This is a genomic window from Corynebacterium sp. DNF00584 (assembly GCF_001552965.1).
Lineage (GTDB): Bacteria > Actinomycetota > Actinomycetes > Mycobacteriales > Mycobacteriaceae > Corynebacterium > Corynebacterium phoceense.
This window is the reverse complement of record NZ_KQ959735.1, coordinates 1-17364: the sequence shown is the minus strand read 5'-3', so window position 1 is coordinate 17364 and position 17364 is coordinate 1. Positions and strand designations below refer to the sequence as shown.

Annotated in this window: 16 protein-coding genes; 9 read left to right on the top strand and 7 right to left on the bottom strand. The window is 66.1% G+C overall.

The features are described from left to right. Nucleotides 1-3: 3 nt before the first annotated feature. The gene (locus tag HMPREF0307_RS03650; protein WP_066487440.1) at nucleotides 4-483 is read left to right on the top strand and encodes a MarR family transcriptional regulator; all 480 of its coding nucleotides are present in this window, start codon (nucleotides 4-6) and stop codon (nucleotides 481-483) included. A 58-nt stretch (nucleotides 484-541) separates the two neighbouring features. Here HMPREF0307_RS03650 and HMPREF0307_RS03645 read toward each other — a convergent pair whose 3' ends face one another. From HMPREF0307_RS03645 to HMPREF0307_RS03625, 5 genes are all read right to left on the bottom strand, one after another. After that, nucleotides 542-1276, bottom strand: a complete 735-nt coding sequence (locus HMPREF0307_RS03645; RefSeq protein WP_068801566.1) for a CPBP family intramembrane glutamic endopeptidase — start codon at nucleotides 1274-1276, stop codon at nucleotides 542-544. Between the two features lie 317 nt (nucleotides 1277-1593). Next, nucleotides 1594-2358, bottom strand: a complete 765-nt coding sequence (locus HMPREF0307_RS03640; RefSeq protein ID WP_066487435.1) for an enoyl-CoA hydratase — start codon at nucleotides 2356-2358, stop codon at nucleotides 1594-1596. Nucleotides 2359-2379: 21 nt separating this feature from the next. Beyond that, nucleotides 2380-3456, bottom strand: a complete 1077-nt coding sequence (locus tag HMPREF0307_RS03635) for an enoyl-CoA hydratase/isomerase family protein (protein ID WP_066487433.1) — start codon at nucleotides 3454-3456, stop codon at nucleotides 2380-2382. 14 nt (nucleotides 3457-3470) lie between these two features. Continuing rightward, complete coding sequence (locus HMPREF0307_RS03630; RefSeq protein ID WP_066487425.1) at nucleotides 3471-4661, bottom strand: acetyl-CoA C-acyltransferase; 1191 nt, start codon at nucleotides 4659-4661, stop codon at nucleotides 3471-3473. Between the two features lie 76 nt (nucleotides 4662-4737). Further along, on the bottom strand, nucleotides 4738-5607 hold the full coding sequence (locus HMPREF0307_RS03625; RefSeq protein WP_066487422.1) for a patatin-like phospholipase family protein: 870 nt from the start codon (nucleotides 5605-5607) through the stop codon (nucleotides 4738-4740). Nucleotides 5608-5643: 36 nt separating this feature from the next. On the opposite strand from HMPREF0307_RS03625, the gene HMPREF0307_RS03620 reads away from it, so the two are divergent. Together HMPREF0307_RS03620 and HMPREF0307_RS03615 are read left to right on the top strand one after the other, a co-directional pair. Beyond that, nucleotides 5644-6024, top strand: coding sequence for a hypothetical protein (locus HMPREF0307_RS03620; protein ID WP_066487416.1), 381 nt, complete (start codon nucleotides 5644-5646; stop codon nucleotides 6022-6024). A gap of 3 nt (nucleotides 6025-6027) precedes the next feature. Further along, complete coding sequence (locus HMPREF0307_RS03615) at nucleotides 6028-6570, top strand: gamma carbonic anhydrase family protein (RefSeq protein WP_066487413.1); 543 nt, start codon at nucleotides 6028-6030, stop codon at nucleotides 6568-6570. Here the strand turns inward: HMPREF0307_RS03615 and HMPREF0307_RS03610 are convergent. Continuing rightward, nucleotides 6567-7220 (bottom strand): hypothetical protein, encoded by a 654-nt coding sequence (locus HMPREF0307_RS03610; protein ID WP_066487410.1) that lies wholly within the window; start codon nucleotides 7218-7220, stop codon nucleotides 6567-6569. The two genes, HMPREF0307_RS03615 and HMPREF0307_RS03610, sit on opposite strands and share 4 nt — an antisense overlap. Before the next feature lie 142 nt (nucleotides 7221-7362). Between HMPREF0307_RS03610 and HMPREF0307_RS03605 the strand changes: the two genes are divergently transcribed. From HMPREF0307_RS03605 to HMPREF0307_RS03580, 6 genes are all read left to right on the top strand, one after another. Beyond that, a complete protein-coding gene (locus HMPREF0307_RS03605; RefSeq protein ID WP_066487399.1) occupies nucleotides 7363-9729 on the top strand; it encodes an MMPL family transporter in 2367 nt (788 codons plus the stop codon). Continuing rightward, nucleotides 9729-10343 carry a TetR family transcriptional regulator gene (locus HMPREF0307_RS03600; RefSeq protein WP_066487397.1) on the top strand — a complete coding sequence of 205 codons (615 nt, stop codon included), beginning with the start codon at nucleotides 9729-9731 and terminating at the stop codon, nucleotides 10341-10343. The genes HMPREF0307_RS03605 and HMPREF0307_RS03600 overlap by 1 nt, the downstream gene beginning before the upstream one ends. Nucleotides 10344-10454: 111 nt before the next feature. Next, nucleotides 10455-11648 carry an NAD-dependent epimerase/dehydratase family protein gene (locus HMPREF0307_RS03595; protein WP_066487395.1) on the top strand — a complete coding sequence of 398 codons (1194 nt, stop codon included), beginning with the start codon at nucleotides 10455-10457 and terminating at the stop codon, nucleotides 11646-11648. Beyond that, nucleotides 11645-12778 (top strand): glycosyltransferase family 4 protein, encoded by a 1134-nt coding sequence (locus HMPREF0307_RS03590; RefSeq protein ID WP_066487383.1) that lies wholly within the window; start codon nucleotides 11645-11647, stop codon nucleotides 12776-12778. Before HMPREF0307_RS03595 ends, HMPREF0307_RS03590 begins: the two co-directional genes overlap by 4 nt. Before the next feature lie 25 nt (nucleotides 12779-12803). Continuing rightward, nucleotides 12804-13919, top strand: coding sequence for a DUF6882 domain-containing protein (locus HMPREF0307_RS03585; RefSeq protein ID WP_066487380.1), 1116 nt, complete (start codon nucleotides 12804-12806; stop codon nucleotides 13917-13919). Nucleotides 13920-13986: 67 nt separating this feature from the next. Then, entirely contained in the window at nucleotides 13987-16848 is a 2862-nt protein-coding gene (locus HMPREF0307_RS03580) for an acyltransferase family protein (RefSeq protein WP_066487376.1), read from the top strand. A 52-nt stretch (nucleotides 16849-16900) separates the two neighbouring features. Here HMPREF0307_RS03580 and HMPREF0307_RS03575 read toward each other — a convergent pair. Continuing rightward, nucleotides 16901-17364: HNH endonuclease signature motif containing protein (locus HMPREF0307_RS03575; RefSeq protein ID WP_231725027.1), on the bottom strand; the 464-nt coding region annotated here is incomplete at its 5' end.

Here is a 17364-nt window from a genome sequence, read left to right as displayed (position 1 = left end):
ATCATGGACAGCATCGCGGAGGGCCGCCGGCAATGGGAGAAGCACTATGCTTCCGATGCCGCCTTAGGCCTCACCGCGATTTCCTCCGCCGCCCGCGCCGCGCACCTCCTGCGCGCGGGCGCGGAGGACGCGCTCGCGCCGTTCGGCGTGAGCTTTGCTCACTTTGAGCTCCTCACGCTCCTCATGTGGTCGCGCTCCGGCGCGCTGCCCATGTCGAAAATCAGCGCCCGGCTCCACATGCCGCCGGCTTCGCTCACCCACACCGTCCGCCGTCTGGAAGGCCAAGGCCTCGTCGCCCGCGTGACGGACGAGAAGGACAAGCGATCGACGTTGCTCACCATCACAGACCAGGGCATCGCGCTCGCCAGCGCCGCCGGCCCCGTCCTCAGCGACTACTGCGTCAGCCTCGACCAGGACGCCGCCGCCAAGCTTGTCGATGCCGCCGCGATCTTCCGCCGCGCCGCCGGCGACGACGTCGAATAACCTCGGCGCTCCGAGCACCAAGCAGCAGCCACGCCGAATGTGGAAGCGCGTTGAATGCTTAGAGCGACGCAAGAATCATTGCACTAAGCAGCGCATTATTCGCTGCATGAACGAGGAACGATCCCCACAGGCTCTGGAACCACAATCGCGCCAGGACCAAAGACGTACCAAGGAATGCGATATACAGCATGACCGCGGGCTGCGCGTGGACCAATGCAAAGGCAACCGTCACGAGGATCGCGGCCAGGGGCGTCGATAGCTTGGTTCTGAGACCGTCGAACAGCATTCGTCGAAAGACGATTTCCTCAATCGCAGGTATCACGACTGCGCCGCAGAGAATCATGAGCAGCCCAGCGGCAACGCCCAGATGAAATCCATCGCGGTCTGCGCTCCCGTCCTGTGGGGCTAATCCCGCTGCCGTTCCAATGAGCATTGCTCCCACACCGCCGCATAACATCGTGACCGGCGTCCACCACAGAAGGTGCCACAAAGAATGCGCAGGGCGGACAAAACCGAGTTCTCTCAGTCCCCAACCGCACGAGCGCATAAGCCCGAAGTACAGCACAGCTGCTCCAGCGACGGTTCCCAGAAGGACGCCGCCTACCGTCGCGAAATCCGGAACAGGAGCTCCTATTTTCTTTGCAATGAAACCCAATCCCAGCGCTCCGACTGCTGCCCCGCTCAACAGCGCCACCAACGCTGCAAGTGACCACACCACATGAACCAGCTGAGGACTGGGGTCGAGGTCGCTACCGGCATCGTGTTTCAAATTCGGATCGCTGACGTTCAACATGGTGGTGTGGTTGTCCCCTTCCGGCGTTGTCTCCTTGCCGGCTCGTCACGCTACAAGCGACCTCCACCGCAGGCAGCCACAAGCTCGTTGGCTCAAACAGCAGACAAAGAATGAAGTAATTGTTAAGCCCGTTCATCATCCCATATGAATATCAATTTCCATAAGGAAACCATATTTATGCATCCACGAGAAGCGGCACGTAGAGCACCACTATCAGCGACACTAAACGAAAATGAGCACAAGAGGTCCCCACAGTGCGCGCGGAAGCAACAGCTGTAGAGCCCTCCAAATGTGGGTGCGCAAGCGAAAACTGAATTTTAGGAGTGCGTGAAGTTGGCGTCGCGCTTCTCGGCGAAGGCGGCCATGCCTTCCTTCTGGTCGTTGGAGGAGAAGATGGAGTGGAAGGTGCGGCGCTCGAAGAGGAGGCCCTGTGCGAGGGTCGTCTCGTAGGCGGCGTTGACCTGCTCCTTAATCATGGTCGTCGCGATAAGCGATTTGGCCGCGATGGTCGCGGCGGTCTTCAGCGCCTCGTCGAGGAGCTCGCCGGCGGGGACGACGCGGGCGACGAGCCCGGAGCGCTCGGCTTCCTCGGCGTCCATCATGCGGCCGGTGAGGCACATCTCCATGGACTTGGCCTTGCCCACGGCGCGCGTGAGGCGCTGGGAGCCGCCCATGCCCGGGGTGACGCCGAGGTTGACCTCGGGCTGGCCGAACTTGGCGCGGTCGCCAGCGATAATGAAGTCGCACATCATGGCCAGCTCGCAGCCGCCGCCGAGCGCGTAGCCGTTGACGGCCGCGATGATCGGCGTGCGCGCGCGGGTGAGGATATCCCAGTCCGCGAACCAGTTGGTCGAGTACATCTCGGTCGCGCCGCGCGGCGCCATCTCCTTGATGTCGGCGCCGGCGGCGAAGGCCTTCTCGGAGCCCGTGATGACGATAGCCCCGATGTTCTCTTCCGCGTCGAACTGAGCGACGGCGGAGGTCACCTCCTCCATCGTGGCCTTGTTGAGCGCGTTGAGCGCCTCGGGACGGTTGAGTGTAATGAGCGCGACGCGGTCGCGGGTCTCGGTGAGGATGGCCATGGTGTCTCCTTCAGTCGTGCGTTAAACGTTCTTGGTGAAATCCGGCGGCGCAATGCCGTCGATGGGGGCGAAGATGGCGCCCACGTCGCCCGGCACGTCCGCGATCGTGGCGTACTTCCAGTGCGGGCTGCGGTCCTTGTCGATGATTTGGGCGCGGATGCCCTCGGCAAACTCGGGGTGGCGCTGCATATTGAGCGACATCCAGAATTCCTGCGTGAGCACGTCCGCGAGGCTGTGCTGCGCCGCGCGCTCCAGGCCTTCCTCGGTCACGCGGATGCCCAGCGGCGAGTTGCGGCGAATGCGCTTGGCGGCCTTCGCAGCCCAGTGCTCCTCGCCGTGCTCGGCGGCCAGCGCGTCGAGTCGCTCGAGCGTCGCCTCGGCCGTGGGCGCGGCGTAGGCCTCGACCATCTCGGCACGGTCCTCGCCGAAGCCCGGACCGGCGTCCTGCGCGAACTCCGCGATGACGGCCGGGTCCGCGGTCTCGTGCAGCCGTGCCACGAGCGACTCAATCTGGTCCTGCGGCACGTAGTAGTCTGCGAAGCCGGTGTCGATGGTCTCGGCCGCGCCGACGTGGGCCGCGGTGTAGCCCAGATGGAAGCCCAGCCGATCCGCCGCACGCGCGAGGACGTAGGAGCCACCGGCATCCGGCGAGTAGCCGATGCCGACCTCGGGCATGCCCAGGCGCGAGTCATCCGTGACGATCCGGTGGCTGCCGTGCGCCGAGATCCCGATGCCGCCACCCAGCACGATGCCCGTCTGCAGCGCCACGTACGGCTTGGGGTAGATCGAAATATAGTGGTTAAGCTCGTACTCCTCGCGCCAAAACGTGGCGCCGAAGTCGCCTGGTCCACCCTCGGCGACTGCGTCGCGGTAGAGCGCCGCGACGTCGCCGCCAGCGCACAGGCCGCGCTCACCAGCACCCCGCACGAGCACGAGACGCACCGCGTCATCGTCCGCCCACGCACGCAGAACGCGGGTGAACTCACGAATCATGTCCAAGGTCAACGCGTTGAGCGCCTTAGGCCGGTTAAGCGTGAGCGTGCCCACGCCGTCGCGCACAGAAGCGAGAACCTCGCCCTCGGTGATTTCTACAGACATCTCACAGTTCCTTTCTATTTCGCTTCGAGCAGCAGGGCCTCGCCTTGTCCCCCGCCACCGCAGAGCGCAACACCCGCGCGCGAACCCGCGCCCGCCGCCAGCTGGTGCGCCGCATGCACGACCAAGCGCGCTCCCGATGCCCCGATGGGGTGCCCCATCGCAATCGCTCCGCCCTGCGGGTTGACCGCGTCCGGGTCCAGGCCCAGGGTGCGCGCGGAATGGACGACGACGGCGGCAAAGGCCTCGTTGATTTCCACGTGGTCGAGGGAGCCTGCGTCCCAGCCCTCGCGCTCAAGGGCGCGGAGGAGGGCATCGGCAGGCTGTTGCTGCAGCGAGGAATCAGGGCCGGCGGTCTGGCCCACCGAACGCAGCGCGGCGAGAACCTCCCAGCCCTGCGCCGCGGCATGCGCGGCCGTGGTGAGCACAACCGCCGCCGCGCCGTCCGTAATGGGCGAGGAATTGCCCGCCGTAATCGAGCCGCCCTTCTCAAAGGCCGGGCGGAGCTTGGCCAACGACTCGTCCGTGACGCCCTCGCGGATGCCCTCGTCGGACTCGATGGTCACCGAGCCCTTGCGGGTCTCGATGGTAAGCGGCACGATTTCGCGGGCGAGCGTGTCGTCCTGCGTCGCGGCGAGCGCGCGTTGGTGGCTCAGCGCCGCGCAATGGTCCTGTTCTTCGCGGGTGACGGGATAGCGGTCCGCGTATTTCTCGGACAGCGAGCCCATGGAAATACCCAGGTCCGCGGCGCGCAAGCCGTCGTGTTCCATGTGGTCGAGCGCCTCAAACGCCCCGAATTTCACGCCGGCGCGCGAGCGCGGCAGCAGGTGCGGCGCATTCGTCATGGATTCCATGCCGCCGGCGACGACGACCTCGGCCTCGCCCGCGCGCAGCAGACGCGCCGCGTCGATGACGGCCGTGAGCCCGGAAAGGCAAATCTTATTCACCGTCGTCGTATGCGCCCGCGGCGAAATCCCGGCCGCGAGCGCGGCCTGCTTCGTGGGATTCTGGCCAACGCCGGCCTGGAGGACCTGGCCGAAGACGACGGCATCGACAAGCTCGGGCTCCACGCGCGCCTGCTCAAGCGCGCCGCGGATGGCGTGCGCGCCCAGGTCGGTGGCGGGCAGTGCAGCAAGCCTGCCCAACAGCTTGCCAAAGGGGGTGCGCGCGGCGCCCACGATGACGATATCGGTATCCTGCAGGGTCACAAGGCCTCCCAAGAAGAATCTGTACGAAGTTAGAATAAATCGTACAGTTCCTTCGTGACCTGCGCCACCCTTTCGGTTAGGAAGTGAGGAATTCCTTCCACGCGGGCCACTCGGCGTACATCTGCGCGCGCCCCGCGTCGAAGTTCGCCCGCAGCTTGGCGACGTTCTTTTCCGTCGACGCGACCTGCATATCCTCCGGGAAGAACAGCTGCGCGCGGCCTTCCTTTTCCAGCTCCAGCAGCCGGTCCTTCGACGCGTTATACCGGTCCGGACGTTGGATGAGCGCCTCCGCGACCGCGGGGTACCGGCCCAGCACGCGGCGCACGGCGCGGCGGCGTGTAACCTGCGGTCGGACGTAGCCGCGCGGGTGCGTGCCCACAAAAAGGAACTTCTCGTAGCCAGCCTTCTCCGCCTGGTCGATGGAGATGCCGCCGGACTCGCCCAGCGCGCCGTCCACATACGGCACGCCGTCAATAAAACGCAACGGCATGATAAGCGGCAGCGTCGAGGACGCGCGCACGTACATATTCAAATCCGACTGCTCGTAAATATCGTCGCGCGTAATGTAGACAGACTCGCCTGTATCCGCGCGCGTCGTCGCGAGATTCATCTCCGCCGAATTGGCCAGAAATGCTTCGAAGTCGAAGGGCAGTTCCTCATCCGAGGAGCGCTCATAAGTATACTCCGCATTGAAATACCCCGTGCCGCGCAGCAGCGAGGACACCCCGCCGAAGCTGGGGTTATGGGCAAAGTCCACGAAAGATTCCTTCGCCCGCCACGCATCGTGCGAGAGATAGTTCACGGCGTGCGAGGCTCCTGCGGACACGCCGCCCACCCAGCCGAACTGCACGTCTTCCTCGATGAGCTTGGCCACGCAGGCCGCCGTGTACGAGTTACGCATGCCGCCACCTTCAAAAATCAGGGCGGTATTTCTTGCATCAATCACGTTGTTTTACTGTACACAGCTGCTTACGATGTTCACATGGGATTACTTGACGCGCTCCGCTCGCTCACCGGCCCCAAGGCCCCGCGCCTCGCCACGCCCGAGGCTGGCGCGCCCGTCGTCGAGGTCGGCCACCTCGAGGTCCACACCGCCGGAACCTTGCTCATCGTCGTCACCGACCCTTCCGGCGTCGCAGCGCTTCGTGAGGTCGCCCGCGCCGCCGAGCCTGCCTGGCTTGCCGATGCCCCCACCCGCGTCTTCTTCTCCCCCTCCCCGCGCCCCGAGGTCCCCGTCCGCGACCCGAAGAAGGGCTGGGCCATCCCGCTCGACCCGGACACGCGCGCCGCACTCCTAGAGACCCTGCGCGCCGAGCCGGGCGACTACGAACTGTCCGAAACCCTCGCAATCTCCGTGGAGTAAACCATGCTCATTCTTCCTTTCAACGGCGTCCGTCCCCGCATCCACCGCAGCGCGTTTATCGCGCCGAACGCCACGATTATCGGCGACGTGGAAATCGGCCCCGATTCCTCCGTCTTCTACGGCACGGTCCTGCGCGCCGACGTGGGCGCCATCCGTATCGGCGCGCGCACGAACATCCAGGACAATTGCGTACTCCACGTCGACCGCGACGCAGACTGCGTCCTCGAAGACGACGTGACCGTGGGCCACATGGCGATGGTCCACGGCGCACACGTCGAGTCCGGCACGCTCGTGGGCATGCAGGCCACCGTGCTCTCGCGCTCGCGCATCGGTACCGGCTCGCTCATCGCCGGTGGCGCCGTGGTCCTCGAGGGCCAGCACATCCCGGCGCGCTCGCTCGCCGCTGGCGTGCCCGCCAAGGTCCGCCGCGAGCTGAGCCCCGAGGAATCCGCCGCGTTTATCCCGCACGCCGCGCGCTACGTCGAGACCGCCCGCGGCCAAGCACCCGAGTCCGAGTCCCTACGACTCGAGGACGTCTGGTTCTAGAGCGAGACCACGCCCATGATGATGAGGAAGCCCGCGACCGCGTAGCCCGAGTACAGCGCGACCTGGGTCGAGTTGCGGCGCGCAGCCGCGAAGATGCGCCCGGCTGGGCTGTCCGGGTAATGGCGCACCATCGCGAGCCCCAGGCCGCACAGCGTGGGCAGGCTCAGTGCTAAGCAGGCGTAGAGCAGGCCCGCGCTGATCCGCGAATTCACCGAGAGGTCGCCCGCCGCCAAGTGCATGAGGCCGTAGTAGAACGGCACGGACGTGAGCGATTGGATAACGCCCATCGCGAAGCCGACAAGCCCCGTGAGCAACGACGGAGTGCGCAGAGGGCCCAGAAGTTTCTCCACGAGCGGGCTCGACTGGCCCTTCGAGCGCCACGCGCCGAGCGCAAGGAGTATGCCAACGACGATGAGCACGATGCCTGCGACGGGCGAGCCGAGGACCGCGATGATCTGGTCCTTGATGCCAAGAAAGATGAAGAACACGAGCGCCGTCGCAGCAAGCACGCCCAGCCAGTCTCCCACGACCACAAGCGTGGCGATCTTGCGGTACATCCCGCGCGGCAGCATGATGCCAATCGCGACGAGGATGCCGATGAGCAGCGCATTCACGGAGTCAAGGAGGGCATAAAGGACGGCATGGAGCATGCGGGACAGTCTAGCCCACCGCCGGCGCGCAACTTTAACCGTTAAATTTGCACCATCTCCGCAAAATTGCGTAGGGTATGCACGTATCCCCGCGGCCGTGACGTCGCACGGGTCATGCACTGTTATCGAGAGAAAGAATTACATGTCGAAATTCCTCTACCGCGTTGGCTCGTGGTCGTACCGCAAGGTGTGGCCCTTTTTAGCCTTCTGGCTGGTACTCCTCATCGCGATGGGCGGCCTGGCGGCCGGCTTCGCGAAGTCCCCCAACCCCTCCTTCTCCATGCCGGACATGGACTCCACCGTGACGATGGAGCAGATGAACGAACGCTTCGGCGACAGCGGCGAGTCCATGGACGCGCCGACCGCCAATGTCATCATCGAGGCGCCGGAGGGTAAGACCCTCGCCGACCCGGACGTCGCCGCCGAGGTCGATCAGCTCATCGCGAATCTCAAGGACACCGGCGCGCTCACCGACACCGACGCTCTCGTGAGCCCCGTCATGGCGGCCGCCGGCATGCAGAAGCAGATGACCGAGCAGCTCTCGGCCCAGGGCATGCCGCAGGAGCAGATCGACGCGAACCTCGCCGCCATTTCGCCGCTGAGCGCCGATAAGCGCACCGGCACGCTGTCGATTACCTTCGACGCGGACACCATCACCGAGATTCCCACGGAAGAGAAGTCCGCCGTCACCGACGTACTCACCCACGCTGACGAGGGCGACCTCACCGTCGCCTACGGCGGCAACGCCTTTAGCGGCGCGGACGAGATGAACGGCACGTCCGAGATCCTCGGCCTCATCGTCGCCGCCATCGTCCTGCTCATCACCTTCGGCTCCTTCGTCGCCGCAGGCATGCCGCTCATCTCCGCCGTCATCGGCGTGGGCGTGGGGCTCCTCGGCGTCCAGCTCGCCACGATCTTCACCGACTCCGTCTCCGACATGACGCCCATGCTCGCGTCCATGATCGGCCTCGCCGTCGGCATCGACTACGCGTTGTTTATCGTCGCGCGCTTCCGCAACGAGCTCATCACCTCCTCCGGCCTCAACGACTTGAGCCCCAAGGAACTCGCCGCGGAACTGAAGAAGATGGACAAGGCCACCCGCGCCCACTCCATGGGCATGGCGCTCGGCACCGCCGGCTCCTCCGTCGTTTTCGCCGGCACGACGGTGGTCATTGCACTCGCCGCGCTCACCATCATCGGCATCCCGTTCCTGTCCACGATGGCCATTGCCGCCGCCGTGACCGTCGTCATCGCCGTACTCGTCGCGCTCACGTTCATCCCGGCGCTGCTCGGCCTGCTTGGCACAAAAATCTTCGCCGCCCGCGTCCCCGGCCCCAAGGTCCCGGATCCCGAGGACGAGAAGCCGACCATGGGGCTGCTCTGGGTCCGCCGCATCCGCGCGCATCCGTTCCTCCACCTCGTCGCGGGCGTCGTCCTGCTCGGCGTCCTCGCCATCCCTGCTGCGAACCTCACGCTCGCGATGCCCACCGACGGCACCGCCAAGCTCGGCTCACCGCAGCGCAACGCGTACGAGATGACCGAAGAAGCCTTCGGCCCCGGCCGCAACGCCCCGATGATCGCCTTCGTCGACCTCGCGAACGTCTCCGAGCAAGACCGCATGCCGGCCCTCCAGGAGCTTCTGCAGGACTTCGCTACGACCGAGGGCGTCGTCAACGCCCAGATCGCAGGCATGAACGAGGCGAACGATGCCGCCCGCATCATGATTACCCCCACCACCGGCGCCACGGACGAGGCCACGACGACCACGCTCGAGCACCTGCGCGACTACAAGGGCGAGTTCGAGGAGAACACCGGCGGCACCTATGGCGTCACGGGCATCACGCCTATCTTCAACGACATCTCGGAGAAGCTCAATAGCGTTCTCGTTCCGTATATCGCGATCGTCCTGGTCCTCGCGTTCTTCGTCCTGCTGCTCGTCTTCCGCTCCATCTGGGTGCCGCTCATCGCGGCCGCCGGCTTCGGCCTCTCCATGGCCGCGACTTTCGGCATTACCGTCGCCATCTTCCAGAAGGGCATGTTCGGCATCATCGACGACCCACAGCCCATCCTTTCCTTCCTGCCCATCATGCTCATCGGCCTGACCTTCGGCCTCGCCATGGACTACCAAGTCTTCCTCGTCACCCGCATGCGCGAAGGCTTCGTCCACGGCAAGACCGCGGGCAACGCAACCTCCAACGGTTTCAAGCACGGCGCCCGCACCGTGACGGCCGCAGCACTCATCATGATCTCCGTCTTCGCGGCGTTCATGCTCATCGACATGCCATTCATTAAGACGATGGGCTTCGCGCTCGCCGTGGGCGTGTTCATTGACGCCTTCATCGTCCGCATGATGCTCATCCCTGCCACGATGTTCCTCCTCGACGAGAAGGCTTGGTGGATCCCGAAGTGGCTCGATAAGCTGCTTCCCAACATGGATATCGAAGGCGAGGCCCTCTCCCGCGACCGCGCGGCGCTCGAGGCCAGCCAGCGCGAGAAGGTGAAGAACTAGTGACCGGACTGCGGGATAAGAAGAAGCAAGCGACACACACCGCCATCGCGGAGTCGGCAGCTAATATCGTGCTGCGCGAGGGCTTCGACGCGCTTACCGTCGCCGCCGTCGCGGACGCCGCCGGCGTTTCTCCCCGCACCTTCCACAACTATTTCTCGAGTCTGGAAGAGCCCCTCGTCGACTTCATCGCGGGCACGTTCGCCGTCATCGCCGAGGATATCCGCGCGCTCCCCACGGGCCTCGACATGCTCGACGTCCTCGAGCGCTTGCTGGGCGATGCCCTCTCCGACGACGGCGTTGAGCTCTACTCGCTCAGCACGCTGCTCGCCATCGGTCAGGCCATGGAGATGCAGCACCGAGGCCCCAGCGCCCTCGGCGCGGACGAGGAGACAGCCCGCGCCGCCGCGGCTCCCATCATCACCGCCTTCCAGGAACGCTTCCCCAGTATGGACGAGTTCGATATCCTTGTCGCCCTCCAGGCCGGCGCCGGGGGCATCGGCCATGCCTTGCACATCTACGACGAGCTCGGCCCGGATCGCACCCCTGAACAGGGCCGGGCGCTGATCGCTCGTGCCGTGCGGGTGGTACGTGGCATCGGAAAGCTCCGCGCCTAGTTCACCAAGTATTTACCCCGGATCCCCCCATTGCGGGCGGAAGGCCGGGGTATTGTCGTGCAAAGGCCCCGCAACTCGGCGGGCGCACGAGCACGAGGAGTGAACACCACAGTGAAGATCGCGATTCTGGGCGGCGACGGATTCTGCGGCTGGCCCGCATCCCTCTACCTCTCGGACCGGGGACACGACGTCACCATCATCGACAACCTCTCCCGCCGCGCCATCGATAAAGAACTCGGCGCGGAATCGCTCACCCTCATCGCCTCCATCGCGGAGCGCCTGGACGCCTGGTACGAGGTCACCGGCAAGACCATCGGCTTCCGCAATATCGACGTCGCGCAAGACTACGACGCCCTGCTCGATTTCCTGCGCGCGGAGGCTCCCGATGCCGTCGTGCACTTCGCCGAGCAACGCGCCGCGCCGTACTCCATGAAGAACTCACGCACGAAGCGCTACACGGTGGATAACAACATCAACGCGACGCACAACTTGCTCGCGGCCATCGTGGAGTCCGGGCTCGATATCCACGTCGTGCACCTGGGCACCATGGGCGTCTACGGCTACGGCACCGCGGGCATGAAGATTCCGGAAGGCTACCTCGACGTCATGGTCCACACGGACGACCACGGCAACATCGAGCAGTCCATCCTCTACCCGTCCAACCCGGGCTCCGTCTACCACATGACGAAGGTGCTCGACCAGCACCTTTTTGCGTACTACGCGAAGAACGACGAGCTGCGCGTCACCGACCTCCACCAGGGCATCATCTGGGGCACGTGGACCGAGCAGACGGCGCGGGACGAGCGCCTTATCAACCGCTTCGACTACGACGGCGACTATGGCACGGTGCTCAACCGCTTCCTCATCCAGGCCGGCATCGGCTACCCGCTCACCGTCCACGGCACGGGCGGCCAGACCCGCGCATTTATCCACATCCGTGACATGGTCCGCTGCATCGAGCTCGCGCTCGAGAACCCGCCGGCGCGTGGCGAGCGCGTGAAGATCATCAACCAGATGACGGAAACGCACCGCGTCCGCGACCTTGCCGAGCTCGTCGCGCAGATTTCCGGCGCCGCCGTGGCCTACGTGCCCAACCCGCGCAAGGAATCAGCGGAAAACGAGCTCTTCGTCTCCAACGACACGTTCCTCTCCCTGGGGCTTAAGCCCACCACGCTCGCCGAGGGCCTGCTCCACGAAGTCGAGGAAGTCGCCCAGCGCTACGCCGATCGCGTCGACCGTGACAAGATCCCCGCGCAGTCCCTGTGGACGAAGAACCAGCGCGCAGGTGTGCCCGAACTTTCATGAGAGTAGCCATCGTCACGGAGGTCTTCCTCCCCAAAATCGACGGCGTGGTCACGCGACTGACCCGTACCATCGAGCAGCTCGCAGCCTTGGGCCACGAGGTCGCCATCTTCGCACCCGGCACCCCGCCCGCGACCTTCGCGGGGTTCCCGGTCCACCGCATCCCGTCGCTCGCACTGCCCGTCTACCCGGAAATCAAGTTCGGTCTCCCGTCCGCGCGCTTCTTCAAGGAAATCCGCGCCTTCGACCCCGACGTCATCCACGCCGTCAACCCCATCTGGACCGCGGCGCTGGGCGTCTTTGCCGCGAAGCTCGACGCCGTCCCGCTCGTCGCGAGCTTCCACACCAACGTGCCCGAATACGTCGAGGCCCTCGGCATCGGCTGGACCAAGCCGCTCACCGTCGCCGCGCTGAAGTACCTCCACAACCAGGCTGCGGTAAACCTGTGCACCTCCGGCCCCATGGTGACCAAGGCTCGCGACCTGGGCATCCGCAACGTCCGGCTGTGGCCCAAGGCCGTCGACACCCACGGCTACCACCCCTCCAAGGCCACACGTGAGATGCGCGACCGGCTTAGCGACGGCCACCCCGAGGACCCGCTCTTCGTCTACGTCGGCCGCGTCTCCAAGGAAAAGGACTTGGACCGTCTCCCCGCCATCGCACAAAGCGTCCGCGAGAAAGTCCCCAGCGCGCGCCTCGCCATCGTCGGCGCAGGCCCCTACCTCGAGGAGCTCAAGCAACACTTCGACGACGGCACCGTCTTCACCGGCTACCTCTCCGGTGAGGACCTCGCCGCCGCCTTCGCCTCCGGCGACGTCTTCGTCTTCCCCTCCCAGACGGAGACTCTCGGCCTTGTCGCGCTCGAGTCCTTCGCCTCGGGCGTGCCCGTCGTGGGCACCCGCGCCGGCGGCATTCCCTTCGTCATCACCGAAGGCGTCACCGGCCGCCTCATTGAGCCCGAGCTTCCCGATGCCGCCTGGGCCGCAGCCATCGCCGACCTCCTCACCGATCCCACGGCGCGCGCAGAAATGGGCGCCGCCGCGCGCGCCGAGGCCGAAAAATACTCGTGGCGAGAGTCTACGATGTCCCTTATCTCCGCCTACGAGGACGCCGTCGCGGCCCCGTTGGCCTAACCCTCTGTAAGGAGCATTCCACGCCATGCCGCTGCCCGCGCCTGCCACGCTCGCCGATGTGCTTGCCGACGGACTCTTCGTCTCCGCAGCCCAAGACCTCGCGTTCGCGCAGGCACTCGGGCCCGTAAGCTCGGCGGAGTATAACTTCGCGGCCGACCGTGACGGCGCTGGCGCCCCGCTTCCCGATGTCCCCGTCCAGCTGCGCATCGACGCCCAGACCGGCGTCCATGATCTCGAGGGCACTCGCCTGGCCGTCCTCCGCGACGGCCAGTGGACGTGGGCCACCTCCATGACCGCGGGGCTTACTGTGCCCGAGCTGAGCGGCACCCAGCCTTATTCTCCGAAGCTTCTCGCCGCCGCGCGCACCGTCGTGGGCGGCTCGCCGGTGCTCATCGCCGAGCAGGACGACGCACTCGCCGCCGTCGCCGTCGCCTTCCGCGGCAACGGCGTGCCGCTGTCCGAGGCGATTGCCGCCGGGCTCGCACAGTCCACTCCCGCGACCGACGAGCGGCGCGCCCTCGAGGCCTACGCCCAAGCCACCGGCCAACAGATTCCCGCACCGCGCTTCGACGGCACGCGGTTGACCGGCTGGGGTTCCTCGCTCACCCTCGCCGATGTGCGCGCAGATGCCCACTACCTCGCTGCCGAGCACCAGTTCTTCGTCGATGCCCGCTTCCCCCACGCGCAAGTGTCCCCGCGCCTGCTCGAGGGCCGCGCCACCGTCTCTGCCGGCGGCCATGCTTTCGAGGCCGTCGCCCCGGTCCTCGCGACCATCACGGACGACACGTGGACGTGGGCCTGGGCCGACGAAGAACTCGCCCCGCCGGCCCGCCGCGCCGCCGCCAATGTGCGCCGCTTCGGCGCGGACCACGGCATCGCGGACTTCCTGCGCCCGCAGCTGCCCGCTGCCCGCGCCTTCGAGCTCGGCCTTGCCCAAGCCGCCATGCCCATCCTTCAGCTGTGGACGCTCGTTCCCGTCGCGCTCTCCCCCACGACGACGGGCCTGTTCCTCCTCGACGCCCCGCAGCTACGCCTGCCCGACGCCACCGTTGCGACGCACTCGGCGATCCTCGCCGTGCCGCTGCCGGATGGCCTCGACGCCGTGCGCGCGCAGGCCGCGTATCGCGCCGCCCGCGGCTAACGCCCATCCCGCCGTGGGGGTTAAGCTATAGCACGTCCTTGTACCATCTTCTCATGCGGGAGATTTTGTGAAACGCTTCCTTCGGTCGATTGTTGATCGCGTCACCGGCACCCACCGTGACAACGAGCTTCCCGCGCCCCAGTCTCCGGAGTCGGCCCCAGTTTCCCGCCCCGCAGTTCCCGAGCCCATCGCGCGCCCGCCGCGTCACGCCGCGCCTGCCCCGCGCCAGGCGACACCGGCCAACCGCGTCGCTGCACGCCGCCTCCCCGCCAGCCTGCGCCCTGCTCCCGCAACGCACGAAGAACCAGAACTCTCGCCCACCGCGCGCCGCGCGCACCGCCGGCTCGCCACGCTCCTCACCGTCCCCGCAGCTACCCTGGCCCCGGTTCCCGCGCCTGCGGCTCCCCGTCCGCTACGCCCAGCGCCCCCACTCGAGCGCGAAGCAACGCCCGCCAACCGCGTCGCCGCACGACGCCTCCCCGCCAGCCTGCGCCCCGCTCCCGCCACGGACGAAGAACCAGAGCTCTCGCCCGCCGCGCGCCGCGCGCACCGCCGGCTCGCCACGCTCCTCACCGTCCCCGCAGCTACCCTGGCCCCGGTTCCCGCGCCTGCGGCTCCCCGTCCGCTACGCCCAGCGCCCCCACTCGAGCGCGAAGCAACGCCCGCCAACCGCGTCGCCGCACGCCGCCTCCCCGCCAGCCTGCGCCCCGCTCCCGCAACGGATGACGAACCAGAGCCGTCGCCGGCTGCGCGTCGGGTGCTGCGGCGCTTGTCGGGAATTCTCTCCTCCCCAGCGCCCCGAGTTGAAACGCCTGCATCGCAACCCGTAGCTGACAAGCCCGCTGCCGAGACGGCAGGAGCACTCGCGGCCGCGGCGGCCGCTGCTGCAACCGCAACTGCTGGACCCATGGCTCGCAAGCGCGCGATGCCGGTTGTCATTCCCTCGGCGGCACAACGCAGCGCCGCCCGGGCGGCGGAGGCGGAGGCTGCGGTGGGCGATGGGGGCATCGGCAAGCGGGCGCTTGCCACGCCGGTCGAGTCCGCGGCGGTGCGAAAGAATGCGCGCACCCGGCTGCGTCTGGTGCCGGGTCTTGACGGCCTGCGCGGCCTGGCGGTACTCGCTGTGGTCATTTATCACTTCTTTGGCGATGTGCTGCCCGGCGGCTACCTGGGCGTGGACATGTTCTTTGTCCTGTCGGGCTTCCTTATTACGTCGCTGCTCGTGCGCGAGTTCCGCGTCACGGGGCGCATTAGTCTCAAGGATTTCTGGGTCCGGCGTTTCCGGCGCATTTTGCCGGCAGCCGTGACGGTGCTGGTGATCTGTACGGCGATTGTCGCGGCGATTGGCGGCGACCTGGCCGTGGGGATTCGCGAGCAGTTCCTGGGCACGCTCTTCTTCGTCAATAACTGGACGCAGATTGCCACCTCCCAGTCTTACTTTGCGGACAACGAGATTCAGGTCTTCGCGCACTACTGGTCGCTCGCCGTGGAGGAGCAGTTCTATCTCATCTGGCCGCTGCTTATCGCGGGGCTGTTTATCGTCGTGCGGCGGTATCCGCGGCGCGTGCCGATTATCGTGTCGGTCGTGCTGGCCGCGGCGTCCGCGGTCGCCATGTGGTTTATCTACACCCCAGGCGAGGACCCGACGCGTGTCTACTACGGCACGGATACGCACGCGTTTGGCTTGCTCATCGGTGCGGCGCTGTCGCTCATCATTACGTCGACGCACTCGGACCCAGCGGCGGACTCCTGGCCATCGTCGCGCCGCGCAGGCGCTATCGCGGCGCAGGTCCTCGCGCCGCTGACGTTGCTCGCGTACCTCGCGCAGCTCATTTTCATGACAGACGATCTGGAATTCACCTACCGCGGCGGGCTGATGCTTACGAGCGTGCTGGGAGCGCTCATGCTCTGGGGTGTCGTGCGCGACGCGCGTCCGCTCACGTGGCTCTTCAGCACGACCGTCATGCGGTGGCTGGGCCAACGCTCGTTCTCGCTCTACCTGTGGCACTGGCCGCTCATCATGATCCTCATCGCGCTCTTCGACTCAAAGCGCGAGCACGCCTGGGTGTGGGGGCTTGTGGCGTTACCGCTGTCCTTCCTCCTGGCGGAAATCTCGTACCAGTTCATTGAAAACCCGTTCCGTCGCGGCGGATACAAGAAGGCGTGGACGACGTACTGGGCCTCCCGCCCGGGCCTTGCCGAGCTGCGGTACGGCTTCGCGAAGGTCGCGTGGCCGCTCGTGCCGCTGCTCGTCGTTGCGTCGCTGGCAGGCGTGGTCTACGGCGTCGTGACGTCGAGCGATAAGACGCAGCTCGAACGCGACCTCGAAGAGCTGCAACAGCTCAATAACTCGGGAAGCACGCCAGCTCCCGAGGCCGCCGCTCCCACGACGACTGCTAAGAAGACCCGCCCCATGCCGCGCGGCCCAGAGATAACCGCCATCGGCGACTCGGTCATGCTCGCCTCGAGCGCCGCGCTCAACACCCGTTTCCCTGGTCTCTACATCGACGCGACGGTCTCGCGTCACTACACCGCGGCGATTCCAATCGTCCAGGAGCTGAAGAGTACGGGCCAGCTGCGCGATACAGTCTTCCTCGGCTTCGGCACGAATGGCGCGGCGTTCCCCGGACAGCTCGATGAGCTTATCGATGCCATCGGCCCCGACCGCACCATCGTTCTCTCCGTCCCCTACGGCGACCGGGACTGGATGCCCGGCGCGCGCGCCGAGGTCATCCAAGCGGCCAAGGACCACAAGAACGTCTACATCGCGGACTGGTGCACGCACGCACAGTCCAACACGTCGCTCCTGCGCGCCGACGGCGTCCACCCCGAAATCGAAGGCGCCGACCAGTACGCGCTGGCGTTCCAGTACGCGCTGCAGCAGTACTCGAACTACGACAAGAACACTTCGACGCAGTGCGCTGTATAAAACGGCATGCCGAATGACCCGCCCTGCGGGGCGGGTTTTCGTTTGTGGGGGGTTAGTCCACGGTGCAGAGCAGGCGCTTGCCATACGGCGTGACGTACCAGTAATTGCCCTCGGCATCACGGGTATACGAATCACCATCGGCCTTGCGCCCGTTATGGAACCGGCATAACGGCACAAGGTTCGCGACATTCGTGTCGCCGCCCTTGTTCCGCGGGATAAAGTGGTCACGCTCGCACAACAAAGCCGGCGTCACACAACCCGGATGAATACACTGCGGATGCAAAGCAAACGCCATGAGCGTTTGCTTCTCATTGAAGATCGGCGTCGACTTAAAGCAATCCACCGGCTCACCCCAATCGGTCACCAACGTGACGTAGCCGACCTCCGCAAGCTTGTCCTGGGCGAGCAAACGAGCCGGGCGCACCGTGCCATCCGTAGCACGAATAAGCTTGCCCTCAGCCACGTACTCCTCATGCTCATCAAGACGAATAACCACATGCGCAGCACGAGCCGGTG